The 12,548-nt window shown below is 61.7% G+C and carries 9 protein-coding genes and 1 pseudogene; 5 read left to right on the top strand and 5 right to left on the bottom strand.

Annotation, left to right across the window (positions count from 1 at the left end; genetic code table 11):
• From MPJ51_RS16955 to MPJ51_RS16945, 3 genes are all read left to right on the top strand, one after another.
• Positions 1–804: aminomethyltransferase family protein (locus tag MPJ51_RS16955; protein WP_298389111.1), on the top strand; the 804-nt coding region annotated here is incomplete at its 5' end.
• A 3-nt stretch (positions 805–807) separates the two neighbouring features.
• Positions 808–2,352 (top strand): trimethylamine methyltransferase family protein, encoded by a 1,545-nt coding sequence (locus tag MPJ51_RS16950; RefSeq protein WP_298389109.1) that lies wholly within the window; start codon positions 808–810, stop codon positions 2,350–2,352.
• On the top strand, positions 2,353–3,036 hold the full coding sequence (locus tag MPJ51_RS16945) for a TetR/AcrR family transcriptional regulator (RefSeq protein ID WP_298389107.1): 684 nt from the start codon (positions 2,353–2,355) through the stop codon (positions 3,034–3,036). It abuts the gene before it with no gap.
• Here the strand turns inward: MPJ51_RS16945 and MPJ51_RS16940 are convergent.
• Complete coding sequence (locus MPJ51_RS16940; RefSeq protein WP_298389105.1) at positions 3,021–6,410, bottom strand: indolepyruvate ferredoxin oxidoreductase family protein; 3,390 nt, start codon at positions 6,408–6,410, stop codon at positions 3,021–3,023. The two genes, MPJ51_RS16945 and MPJ51_RS16940, sit on opposite strands and share 16 nt — an antisense overlap.
• Before the next feature lie 138 nt (positions 6,411–6,548).
• Here MPJ51_RS16940 and MPJ51_RS16935 point away from each other — a divergent pair, with 138 nt between their 5' ends.
• Positions 6,549–7,010 carry an Lrp/AsnC family transcriptional regulator gene (locus tag MPJ51_RS16935; protein WP_298389102.1) on the top strand — a complete coding sequence of 154 codons (462 nt, stop codon included), beginning with the start codon at positions 6,549–6,551 and terminating at the stop codon, positions 7,008–7,010.
• Here the strand turns inward: MPJ51_RS16935 and MPJ51_RS16930 are convergent.
• Positions 7,007–7,396, bottom strand: coding sequence for a DUF3307 domain-containing protein (locus MPJ51_RS16930; protein WP_298389100.1), 390 nt, complete (start codon positions 7,394–7,396; stop codon positions 7,007–7,009). The two genes, MPJ51_RS16935 and MPJ51_RS16930, sit on opposite strands and share 4 nt — an antisense overlap.
• A gap of 350 nt (positions 7,397–7,746) precedes the next feature.
• On the opposite strand from MPJ51_RS16930, the gene MPJ51_RS16925 reads away from it, so the two are divergent.
• Positions 7,747–10,704 (top strand): ABC transporter transmembrane domain-containing protein, encoded by a 2,958-nt coding sequence (locus tag MPJ51_RS16925; RefSeq protein WP_298389098.1) that lies wholly within the window; start codon positions 7,747–7,749, stop codon positions 10,702–10,704.
• Positions 10,705–10,710: 6 nt separating this feature from the next.
• Here the strand turns inward: MPJ51_RS16925 and MPJ51_RS16920 are convergent, their stop codons facing one another.
• The 3 genes and pseudogenes from MPJ51_RS16920 to MPJ51_RS16910 form a co-directional block, all read right to left on the bottom strand.
• Positions 10,711–10,998 carry a metalloregulator ArsR/SmtB family transcription factor gene (locus MPJ51_RS16920; protein ID WP_298389129.1) on the bottom strand — a complete coding sequence of 96 codons (288 nt, stop codon included), beginning with the start codon at positions 10,996–10,998 and terminating at the stop codon, positions 10,711–10,713.
• A gap of 113 nt (positions 10,999–11,111) precedes the next feature.
• Positions 11,112–12,344 carry a mandelate racemase/muconate lactonizing enzyme family protein gene (locus MPJ51_RS16915; protein WP_298389096.1) on the bottom strand — a complete coding sequence of 411 codons (1,233 nt, stop codon included), beginning with the start codon at positions 12,342–12,344 and terminating at the stop codon, positions 11,112–11,114.
• Positions 12,345–12,368: 24 nt separating this feature from the next.
• Positions 12,369–12,548 (bottom strand): annotated as a pseudogene (locus MPJ51_RS16910) (zinc-binding dehydrogenase); the annotation flags it as partial.

The raw sequence follows: 12,548 nt of genomic DNA, 5'->3' as shown, positions 1-12,548 counted from the left end.
TGGGGCGACGGCACCTGGTGGATCATGGGCAGCTATTACCTGCGCGCCTGGCATATGCGCTGGTTTGATGATCATATGATCGACGGCGTTCAGGTCCGCGATCTGGGCGAGGAATATTGCGGCTTCGCCGTGGTCGGTCCGAAATCGCAGGCGGTGGTCGAGAAACTGGCGGAGCAGGATATCTCGGGCCTGAAATTCATGGGCTGCGGCGATTTCGACATCGGACTGGTCCGTGCCCGCGTCGCGCGCATGTCGGTGACCGGTGAAAAGGGGTATGAGATCAACTGCCGCTACGGTGACCACATCAAGCTGCGCCGCATGTTGTTGGAGGCCGGAGCCAGCGAAGGCATCCGCGAATGCGGCTTCAACGCGATGCTGTCGACTCGGCTGGAGAAAAGCTTTGGCATCTGGTCGGCGGAATTCACTCAAGCCTACACGCCGGGCATGACTGGGATGGACCGCTGGATCGACTGGGACAAGGACTTCGTCGGCAAAGAGGCCGCCTTGGCCGAGCGCGACGGCAACGGCCCGGCGCAGGTTCAGGTGACGCTGGAGGTGGATGCTCTGGATGCCGATGCCAGCGGGTACGAACCGATCTGGGCTGATGATGGCGAACGTGTCGGCTTTGTGACCTCGGGCGGGTACGGCCATTACACTGGCAAATCGCTGGCGATGGCGCTGGTCAATCGCGACAAGGCCGCACCGGGAACCGAGCTTTCGGTGCATGTGGTGGGTGTTGAACGCCCCGCCCGGATCGTTGCCCCTTCGCCCTACGATCCGCAGGGCAAAGCGATGCGGGGTTAGGGGATGAGCGCCCGGCCCTCAGACGGTGGACGGCGCAGGCGCGGCCCCAAAACCGCGCCGCCCGCCAGCCGTGACGTGAACTATCGCCAATTGCGTAACCCCTTCCCGCAGATGGAGGTGTTCCCGGCCGATCAGATCGCCGACATGCACGAAACCGCCCTGCGCACGCTAGAGGAGCTGGGCGTCAAAACCCTGCTGCCCGAGGCGCGACGCATCTTTGCGCAAGGCGGCGCGCGGGTGGATGAGGACAGCGAAATGGTCTTCATCGGGCGTGATATGGTCGAGGCCGCCGTGGCCTCGGCCCCGAAATCTATCAATTGCCGGGCCGGGGCGCGGCACCGGGATTTCACTTTGGAACTGGGATCATTGGTGTTTCAGCCCGGCGCGGGTGCCCCCAATGCCACCGATCTGGAACGGGGGCGTCGTCCCGCGACGGGGCAGGATTATCTGGAATTCCTGAAACTGACCCATCATTTCGATGTGTTCCAGATGATCTCGCCGCAAGTCGAGCCGCAGGACGTGCCGACCCACCTACGGCATTACTTCACCACGCAAGCGCAGATGGAGCTGACGGACAAGTTCCCGTTCTTCTTCTCACGCGGGACGCCGCAGGTGATGGATTGTTTCGAGATGCTGTCCATCGCGCGGGGCCTGTCGGATGAGGATTTCCGCGCCAACCCGCATTGCTACACGATCATCAACACCAACAGCCCGCGCACGCTTGATATCCCGATGGCGCAGGGGTTGATCGATTTTGCCCGCCACGGCCAGATGTCGATCATCACGCCTTTTACCCTGATGGGGGCGATGGCGCCGATCACCGTGGCAGGCGCAATCACCCTGTCCCATGCCGAGGCGTTGGCGGCGCTGACCCTGACCCAACTGACCAACCCGGGCGCGCCGGTCTGTTACGGCACCTTCACCAGCAATGTGGACATGAAGTCGGGCGCACCTGCCTTCGGGACGCCCTCGCACTTTCAGGCCTCACTGGCCGCCGGGCAACTCGCCCGCCATCTGGGCCTGCCATGGCGGTCCGCTGCGGGCTCGGCGGCGAATATCAACGACGTGCAGGCGGCGAATGAAAATCAGTTTGGCCTCTGGGGCTGTTTGATGGCCGGGGCAACGGTGATCATCCATTCCGCAGGGTGGCTTGAGGGCGGGCTGACGGTGTCTTTCGAGAAAATGATCTGCGACGCCGAGGTGCTGAATATGGTGGCCGAGCTGTGCGCTGGCGCTCAGGCCGGGCCGGACGAAATCGGGTTCGACACCGCCCTGGCCGAGGTCGAGCCCAGCGGCCATTTCTTTGCCACCAGCCAGACGATGGAGCGTTACAACACCGCCTTTTACCAACCGCATCTGCACGACTACGCCAATTTTGGCACCTGGACCGAGCGTGGCGCGGTGGATGCCAATCAGCGTGCCACCGGTGTCTGGAAGGACATCCTTGCCAATTTCAAACCTCCTTCCGATGGAACAACCCATCTGGACGCGCTAGAGGGTTTCATCGCCCGCCGCACTGCCGAAGGCGGCGCCCCGCCGGAGAGTTGAATGAGCACCAAACCGATCCTTCACCGCGATGACCCCGAAGCCGAGCCGCTGGTGGGCAACATCAAGGTCACGCGCGATGACTGGCTGAATGTGGCGATGGATGTACTGATCTCGGACGGGGTCGAGCAGGTGAAGGTGCTGAACCTGGCCGAACGGATGGCGGTATCGCGATCCTCGTTCTACTGGTACTTCAAGTCCCGGCAGGAACTGCTGGACGCGCTGATCGCCCGCTGGCAGGCGACCAATACTGCGGCCCTGATTGCACAGTCCGAACTGCCTGCGGAGACGATCACGGCGGCTGTGTGCAATGTGCAGCGCTGCGTTGTGAATCCTGATCTATTCGACACGGCGCTGGATTTCGCAGTGCGCGACTGGGCGCGCCGGTCGGGCAAGGTGCGGCGGATGCTGGATCAGTCGGACGCCCGCCGTCTGGCGGCCCTGCGCGCCATGTTCATCCGGTTTGATTATGACGAGACCGAGGCCGAAACCCGCGCCCGGGTGCTGTATTACATGCAGATCGGTTACGATCTGGCACAGTTGGGTGAACCGATAGACGTGCGCCTGTCGATGGTGCCGCATTACCTTTATGTTTTCACTGGCGTCGAACCTCTGCCTGCCGAGGTCGAGGAATTCAGCGCCTATGCGAAACGGTTCTGGCTGGGTATGGATCAGGAGGTCCCCTGACGCGCCGTGTCAAAGCTGGCCTGCCGGACAGGCCCATAGCCGCGCACCTGATCGGCGGTTGAAAGGACGTCCAGCCATTCTGCTTCGGACGTGGCCGTATAGCCGTTGATCAGCCGATCCAGAAGGCCCTGATACCATGCCAGAATCTCGCGGTGCAGCCGTGCTTCGGAGTGATAGCCGAAGGGGTTCCAGACCTTCCCGCGCAGCCCCTTGCCGCGCGCCATCAGGGTCAGCAGCGGGCGTATCCAGGGGCCGAATTCCCGTTTGATTGGGCGGCCTCGCCCGTCCTTGCGCCAACTGAACAAGGGCGGGGCGAAGTGGTGTTTTGTTTTGAAATCACCCTCGAACGTGCGGTTCAACTCGTCGGTGAAGGCCTGCGATGTTTGCAGCCGCGCGACCTCGAATTCGTCCTTGTAGGCCATGAAACGGAACAGGTTGCGGGCGGCGCTTTCGATGATCTGGTCTGACATCTGCGCCGCCCGCAGTGCCTCAATGCGGTTGGTGTACCGTTCGGCATAAGCCGCGTCCTGATAATCACGCAGGAAGGCGGCGCGGCGGGTGATCATCTGATCCAGCGTTTCTTCCTTGTCCTGCGCCGCGGGGTCGCTCGGTAGGCGCGCGGGGTCTGCGGCCAGACATCGACCGATGGCGAAGGCCATCCGGTTCTTCTCTATCGCGACACCGTTCAGCAGGATGGCCTGCCCCAAGGCGCTATGGGACACTGGAACCAGCCCTTTCTGCCACGCATAGCCCAGCAAGATCACATTGGCGAAAACCGCGTCACCCAGCAGAGCCTCGGCCATTCGATTGGCATCGAAACCCGTCAGGTTCTCGGCCCCAACAACCTCTGCAATCGCCTGCTCGCGGGCGGATACCTGCAATTGTGCATCCCGGTGCAACACCAGATCGCCGGTTGGCATCTCAGCCCGGTTCAGCACCACGCGCGTACCCGGGCGGTAATGGGCCGAGGCTTTGGGCGCCGAGCTGACCACCACATCACAGCCGATCACCGCATCGGCGGCACCGGTATCGATGCGCACCTGATTCAGCGTCTCGGGCGTTGGGGCCAGTCGGATATAGCTGAGGACAGTGCCGAATTTCTGCGCGAAGCCGGTGAAATCCAGCACGGATGTGCCTTTGCCCTCAAGATGCGCGGCCATGGTGATCAGGGCGCCCACGGTGACAACGCCGGTGCCGCCGACACCGGTGACCAGCAGGTCATAGGGTTGATCCAAAGCGAGCAGGGCGGGCAATTGCAGATCGGCTTCCAGCGCGGTCAGGTCCAGTTCTGCACCCTGTTTCCGACGTTTGGCGCCTTCGACGGTCACAAAGCTGGGGCAGAACCCGTTCAGGCAGGAAAAATCCTTGTTGCAGGTGCTCAGGTTGATCTTGCGTTTGCGTCCCAGCGGGGTTTCGCGCGGCTCGACGCTCAGGCAGTTGGACGCGACCGAGCAATCGCCGCAGCCTTCACAGACCAGATCGTTGATCCAGACGAAACGGTCGGGGTCCTCCATCGTGCCCCGCTTGCGACGGCGGCGCTTTTCGGTGGCGCAGGTCTGTTCATAGATCAGGACCGTGACGCCGGGGATGTCGCGCAGCTCGCGCTGCAGCGCGTCCATCTCGGCCCGGTCGTGGAAGGTGGTGCGCTGCGGAAAGTCCGAATGTCGGAACTTGCTGATATCGTCGGAAACCAGCGCGATGCGCTCCACCCCTTCGGCGCGACAGGTCTGGGCGATGCCTGAAACGCTGACGGGTCCGTCCACCGGCTGCCCTCCGGTCATCGCAACGGCGTCGTTATAGAGGATCTTGTAGGTGATATGCGTCCCCGCCGCGACCGCCTGCCGGATCGCCAGAGAACCCGAGTGATACCAGGTCCCCTCGCCAAGATTCTGGAAGATATGCTTGCCGCCGTTGAATTTCGACGCCACCACATGTGGCACCCCTTCGCCCCCCATCTGCGCATAGCCCACGGTCTGGCGATCCATCCAGGACGCCATGACATGACACCCGATGCCGCTGGCCGCCGTTGACCCTTCGGGCACCTTGGTCGAGGTGTTATGCGGACAGCCCGAGCAGAAATAGGGCGTGCGCGTCGCGCCGGGCACGTTGATCAGCTGCGGCGGCCTGTCGGTCAGCGCTTTGGCCTTGGCGGGCAAGTGTTCCTCGGGGAAGAACGTATGCAGGCGCGCGGCGACGATGGGGGCTAGCATCAGCGGGCTGAGTTCGCCGGTCCATGGGATCAGCGGCTCGCCATGACTGTCATATTTACCGACCATCTTGTGCGGCTTGTCGCCGGGCCAGTCGTAGAAGTATTCCTTGAACTGGCTTTCGATGATGCCACGTTTTTCCTCGACCACCAGCACCTCGGCCTTGCCCTTCACAAAGCGCAGCGCGTTGCGGCGGGCCAACGGCCAGACCATGCCGACCTTGTAGATGTCGATGCCCAGTTCCCGGCATTTGGCCTCATCCAGACCCAGCAGACGCAGCGCCTCCATCAGGTCCAGATGGCCCTTGCCGGTGGTGACAAAGCCGAACTTGGCCTTGTCGATGTCATAGATGCGCCGGTCGATCGGGTTCTCTTCGGCAAAGGCGCGCACGGCGCGCAGCTTGGCCTGAACGCGGGTTTCGATCTCGGGCGAGGGCAAATCGGCAGAGCGTACATGTAAGCCGTTCGCAGGCAGGTCTATGTCAGGCAGGGTGAATTGCCGGTCCGGGCGCAATTCGACCGACCGCGCGCTTTCCACGGTTTCCGAGACCGCCTTGAACCCGACCCATGTGCCCGAAAACCGCGACAGGGCCAGCCCGTATTCGCCGAACTCAAGATATTCTGCGACCGAGGCCGGGTTCAGCGTCGGCATGAACCACGCCATGAAGGCCACGTCCGACTGATGTGGCATCGAACTGGATACGCAGCCGTGGTCATCCCCTGCCACCACCAGAACGCCTCCCTTGGGGGCCGAGCCATAGGCGTTGCCGTGTTTCAACGCATCGCCCGAACGGTCGACACCGGGGCCCTTGCCGTACCACATGGAAAAGATGCCCTCGACCTCGCATTGCGGGTCCAGCGTGGCCTGCTGCGCGCCCAGAACGGCCGTTGCGCCAAGGTCTTCGTTGACAGCGGGCATGAAGGTGATGTGGTCGGCGGACAGCCGGTCCTGCGCGCGCCACAGTTCCAGATCCAGCGCGCCCAGCGGCGAGCCGCGATAACCCGAGATGAAGCCGGCCGTATTCAGCCCCGCCTGCCGGTCGCGCCGGGCCTGATCCATCATGATCCGGGCCAGTGCTTGCGTGCCGGTCAGAAACACGCGGCCTGTGGTTCGGGTGTACCGGTCGTCAAGCTGATAGGTGGTCAGGGCGGGGCTGTGGTGGGTCATCGCGTGCGTCCATCGGATTGCTTGGACCGGAATTCTAACCCGCTTGCGATGAATAATTGTGCCAGTATGACCGAGATATTGCCATAAAGTCGGAAAATTTGTTCAATGATGGCGGTAATATCGAAAGGATTCACCAAGTTGAGCCAACTGGACGATAGGGACCGCCGTATCCTGCAGCATCTGCAAACCGATTGCCGTATGTCGAACGCCGATCTGGCCGAGGCGGTGGGCATGTCGGCCTCGGCCTTGTGGCGCCGGGTGCGGATGCTGGAGGAAGCCGGGATCATCGAACGTTATGGCGCCGTGGTGAACCCACCCGCCATGGGCTTGGCGTTCGAGGCCATTGTCCACGTCCACCTGACCCGCCATGACCCGGACCGGATCGTCGATTTCATCAGCGCGGTCGAAACCAGCCCCGAGGTGCAGGAATGCTATGCCACCACCGGGCAGGCCGATTACCACCTGCGGGTGCTCTGCCGCGATCTGGCGGCCTATAACGAGTTTCTGGAGGATTTCCTGTTTCGTCTGCCCGCCGTCGCCAGCGCGCAGACCAATGTTGTATTGCGCACGATCAAACGCAATCGACCGATTGTGCCCTAGGCGGCAAAAGTCGCCCAGGCCCAGGCCATGGCGATATAGGTCAGATTGTGCATGCACTGATCCAGCCCCGCTGCGCGCCAAAAGGCGGCCTGATTGGGCTGCAGCCGTTTCTTGTCGGAATAGCTGGCCTTGGCAAAGTCGATGTGGAAATGAACAATCCATTCCAGCGCCGCGATGATCAGAATGAATTCAACCGGCGCACGAAACAGCGCAAAAATAATGACCGAGCCCACAACATGCACGGCGGCATGCTGAGCCCGGCCCATATGAAGATATGAGCCTCGCCCCGAAAGCATCTTGGGCGTCTGTAGGTAGTAGTCGGCGAACATGTGTTTGATCTGCAGCAGGCAGAGCAACAACAACACAGCGCCTATTGTTGCAGGCAAATGGACCCTCCCGATATCGTCCTGAGTCTCAGCTTAGGGGGTAACAGGGCCGCGCGCAAATGAACTAGTTCACACAACGGGAAATTGGTGAATTTTGGGAATTCATTTGCCTCTCAGGACACGATTGCGGTAAATTCGGATCGTTGTATTCGCGTCGAAATCAGTGATTTACAGCGTTTTGCGTTTACTTAAGACATATGTATCGAAAGACGCATTCGACCGGAGGGAGAGGCAGCGCATGCCGATTCAAATTAAACGCAAAGCGCTTTGAGCGGCGGAACAAGAGTGGGGCAGGTTCCATAGAACGCACGATCTTTCGGTTCATCTGGAAATACTCCAAACGCGACCAGTTGATTTTGCTGGCCGTGACCTCGACCCTGTTCCCGCTGCTGTATCTGACGCTGGAACTGCCCAAGCGCATCATCAACGACGCCATCGGCGCGGCCAGCCCGGTGGTCGATGTCATGGGATACAGTCTGACGCAGACGACGTTTCTGATGATCCTGTGTTTCGCCTTTTTGATCGCGGTTCTGGCGCATGGCTTGATGAAAATGCGCATCAACACGATGAAAGGTGTCCTCAGCGAACGGATGCTGCGCCGGTTTCGCTATCAATTGATCAGCCGCGCCCTGCGCTTTCCGCAGCCTTATTTCGAACGGGTCAGTCAGGGCGAGATGGTGTCGATGATCACCGCTGAAAGTGAGCCGATGGGCGGCTTGATGGGCGATGCGATCAGCCAGCCGGTGCTGCAGGCCGGGCAGATGATCACGATCCTGTCTTTTCTATTCCTGCAAAGCGTCTGGTTCGGACTGGCGGCGGTGGCGTTGATCCCGTTGCAAGCCTGGCTGATCCCGCGCCTGCAACGCCAGATCAACCTGCTGAACAAGAAACGTATCCAAGAGGTTCGCGTTCTGGCCGCACAGATTGGCGAGAATGCCGCCGGGGCCTCGACCCTGCGGGCAAACGGGGGGTGGCGGTATCGGCGGGCGATGATCTCGGACCAGTTGGGGCGGCTGTTCGCCATCCGGTTCGATATCTATCAGAAAAAGTTCTTTATGAAGTTCATCAACAACTTCATTTCGCAACTGACGCCCTTCATGTTCTATCTGGTCGGCGGTTTGCTGGTGTTGCAGGGCTCGGTCTCGCTGGGGGCGCTGGTGGCGGCGCTGGCGGCCTATAAGGACCTGAGTTCACCGTGGAAAGAGCTGCTGACCTATTACAACCAGACCCAGGACATGTCCCTGCGGTGGGAGGTGGTGATCGAACGCTTTGCCCCCAGCGGCATGCAGGACGAAAAGCTGTTCGAAGGCGAGCCTGAAGCCCGCCCCCGTCTGACCGGGGATATCGTGCTGGATCACGTCTCGGTTCGGGATATGGACGGCAATCAGGTGCTGGATGATCTGGAACTGACCTTCCCGGCGGGCCAGACCGTCGGCATATCCGCCCCCAGCGAGGAAGACCGCCGCGCATTGGCCGAGCTGCTGACCCGCGAAATCCTGCCCTCTGCCGGGCGGGTCGAGATCGGGGGGCAGAACCTGTCGGGGCTGCATCAGGCGGTGGTGGCCGCGCGGATCGGCTATGCCTCGTCCCGGCCGGTGATGTTTCAGGGCTCGCTGGGCGACAATGTGATGATGCCGATGCGGTTCAGGCCACTGTCGGCAGGCGGCGATGATCCCGATTTCGCCGAGACCCTGCGCGCGGGAAACAGCGCTGATCCGTTCAAGGCCGACTGGCTGGACCCGTCTCTGGCGGGGTTTGCGGATTCGGACGCGCTGCGGGACTGGTGGCTGCAATTGATCGACGGGATGGGGTCGGGCACCGCCCTGTTCCTGCGCGGGGCCGAGCAGGTGTTTGATGCCGCTGATCATCCGATCCTGGCGCAGAAACTGGTCGAGATGCGACCGCTGGTACAAGAGGCCGTTCGGGCGGCGGGGCTGGATCAGCAGGCGCTGGTGTTCGACCGCGACAGCTATAACCCGGCCCTGCCCGTGGTCGAGAACCTTTTGTTTGCATCGCCACGCGTGCCGGTCACGCAGGATTTGCTGGCCCGGCAAGCCGTGTTTCTGGGTCAGTTGCGGGAATTGGGGCTGGACGAAACCCTGATCGGCCTGACCCGCGATGTCATCGAGATGTTGCGCCAGATCTTCGGGCTGGACGGCACTGATCATCCGTTGTTCCGCAAGCTGGGGCTTGAGGTTCAGACCTATGAGGCTGCGGTCGAACTGGTCGAACACACGCGGAAAGAAGGCGTTGCCGGGTTGGATGACGACCAACTGGCCAGCCTGCTGTCTGTGCCCTTTGTGATCTCGGAAGAACAGATTGGCCCGGCCTTCACCGATGAGCTGAAGGATCGCATTCTGGAACTGCGCGCCAGCCATTCCGACAAGCTGATGGCGCATTTGTACGACGTGTTCGTGCCTCTGGACGCGCAGGAATTCGCGCCCGGCCTGACGGTGATGGAAAACGCGCTGTTCGGCAAGGTCAGCCAGATCGGCGGCGCGCGCTCGGACGAGGTGCGCAAGATCATCGTTGATGTGCTGGCCGAAAACGGTGCCCGCCCGCTGGTGGTGGAGCTGATCTATGACGTGCCCGTCGCGCTGGGCGGTCAGAACCTGCCCGCCGTCTTTGCCGAGCCGCTGGCCTTTACCCGCGCCACCATCAAGAAGCCCGACATTCTGATCCTGGAAAACGCGCTGGCCAGTTATGACATGCAAACGCAGGTGGCGGTCTACAAGAACCTGCGGGCTTTGTTGCCGCAGACAACTGTCATATACCTGAACGATCAGTTTCAGAACCCGCAGGCCTTCGACATGTTCGTGGAAATCCGTCAGGGCCGGGTGGTCTCAGGCGAAGGGCCGATGGACGTGGAAGAAGACAGTGCCTCCTCTGCCGATCTGGCGCGCAAGCTGCGGGCGCTGGAACAGACGCCGCTGTTCTCTGGCCTCGACCGGCGGCAGTTGCGGCTGCTCGCCTTTGGGGCGCGCTGGTTCGATGCCAAACCGGGTGAGGTCGTGTTTCTGAAAGACGACCAGCCCACCGATGGCGCCTATGTGGTGCTTGAGGGCGAGGCGGGCTTGTATCTGCCGCACCACGACGGTCCGGATCAGTTGATCACCAAGGTCGGCTCCGGCGCATTGGTCGGAGAGCTGGGCCTGATCCGCAAGGAACCCCGCGCGCTGAGCATGATTGCCGAGACCCAGCTGTCCTGCCTGCGCATCGGCGAAGAGGAATTCCTGGCCGTTGTGGAAAACGACGCGGCCACGGCGTTCAAGCTGATGCAGGTGATTGCGGGCTACGTCTCGAACTGACGCGGGTCAGGTTTCGGGTTTGCAGAACAGATCGTATAACAGCTCGATCACCTGCGCGGTCTTGCCGTCATGCAGGGCGTAGTAGATCGTCTTGCCGTCGCGACGGGTGGTCACCATACCCTCTTCCCGCAGGCGGGCCAGCATCTGGCTGACGGCGGCCTGCCGCATGTCTAGCAGGGCCTCCAATTCGCCGACCGAACGTTCCCCTGTGCCCAGATGGCAGAGGATCATCAGCCGCCCGTGATGGGCCAGCGCCTTGAGGAACGCGGCCGCCTGCGCGGCGCTTTCCTTCATGTCTTCGGGCGTTTTCGGCGAAGGCGGAGTGGTATCAGAGTCTTGAACAGTCACGTGTGAACCGGGTCATGGGGAGTGGTTCGGCGCAATATGCCCTAAAAAGCTCGTGTTTGTCACCCCTCGGTTGCAGGCGCACCCCCTTGAAAAGCATTGCCGTTGACGTAATCGCAGGGGTCTTCCTGCATCTGCAGGTGCAGCCCGTCACCGGTATAGGGGTGGGCACGGGCCAGATCCTCGTCCACGTCGATGCCCAGACCCGGCGCTGTGGGGGCGGGGACAAAACCGTCCTGTACGCGGATCGAGCCCTTGATCAGTTGGTCATGGAACGGGGTTTCGATGGTTTCCAGCAGCAAAAGGTTCGGGATCGAGGCCGCAAGGTGGATGTTGGCAGCCCATTCCACCGGACCGGCATAAAGATGCGGGGCCATTTGCGCGTTGAACACCTCGGCAATGGCGGCGACCTTCTTCATCTCCCAAATCCCGCCGGCGCGGCCCAATGCCGGTTGCAGAATTTCGGCAGCTCCGGCGCGCAGGACGGCGCTGAATTCGGCCTTGGTCGTCATCCGCTCACCCGTGGCCACCGGGATGCGAACATTGCGGGCGACGCGGGCCATATCCTCGATCATGTCGGGTGGGGTGGGTTCTTCGAACCAGAGCGGCGAATAGGGCTCTAACGCCTGACCTAACCGGATCGCGCCTGCGGTGTTGAACTGGCCATGGGTGCCGAACAGCAGATCGGCCCTGTCGCCCACCGCCTCACGGATGGCTTTGCAAAAGGCGACCGACATTGAGATATCGGACATCGCAGGCATATGTCCGCCGCGCATCGTGTACGGCCCGGCAGGATCGAACTTGACGGCGGTATAACCGCGCCGGACCATTTCGGCCGCGCATTCGCCAGCCTGATCGGGTGAGGTCCAGAAATCGGTCAGATTGTGCTGGGGCAGGGGGTAGAGATAGGTATAGGCGCGGATGCGGTCGTTCATCCGACCCCCGAGCAGCGCATAGACGGGACGGTCGCGGTCCTTGCCTAGAATGTCCCAACAGGCGATCTCAAGCCCCGAAAACGCGCCCATCACCGTCAGGTCCGGGCGCTGGGTAAAGCCGCTGGAATAGGCGCGGCGGAACATCAGTTCGATGTTTTCGGGGTTTTCACCGGCCATGTGGCGGTCGAACACGTCGCGGATGACATGGCGCATAGCCTCTGGGCCGACGGAAGAGGCATAGCATTCCCCCCATCCGGTGATGCCGGTATCGGTGGTCACTTTGACCAATATCCAATAGCGCCCACCCCAGCCCGGCGCGGGCGGGGCGGTGACGATGATGTCGAGATCCTGCAGCTTCATGCGCTTTCCTCCGTAGGGCGGGCTTCAGCCCGCCACTGCGCCCCGGTCGAACACAATCACATTGCGTTTTGCCGATCCGCTCTTGGTATCCTCGATCGCCTCGTTGATCTGATCCAGCGACCAGCGGCCTGAGATCAACTCGTCCAGTTTCAGCCGCCCCTGTTCATAAAGATCGATCATCCACGGGATGTCGCGCTGAATGAC

The organism is Ruegeria sp., from assembly GCF_028066395.1.
Lineage (GTDB): Bacteria > Pseudomonadota > Alphaproteobacteria > Rhodobacterales > Rhodobacteraceae > Ruegeria.
Note: the sequence above shows the minus strand (reverse complement) of the source record. Positions and strands in the feature narration are given on the sequence as shown.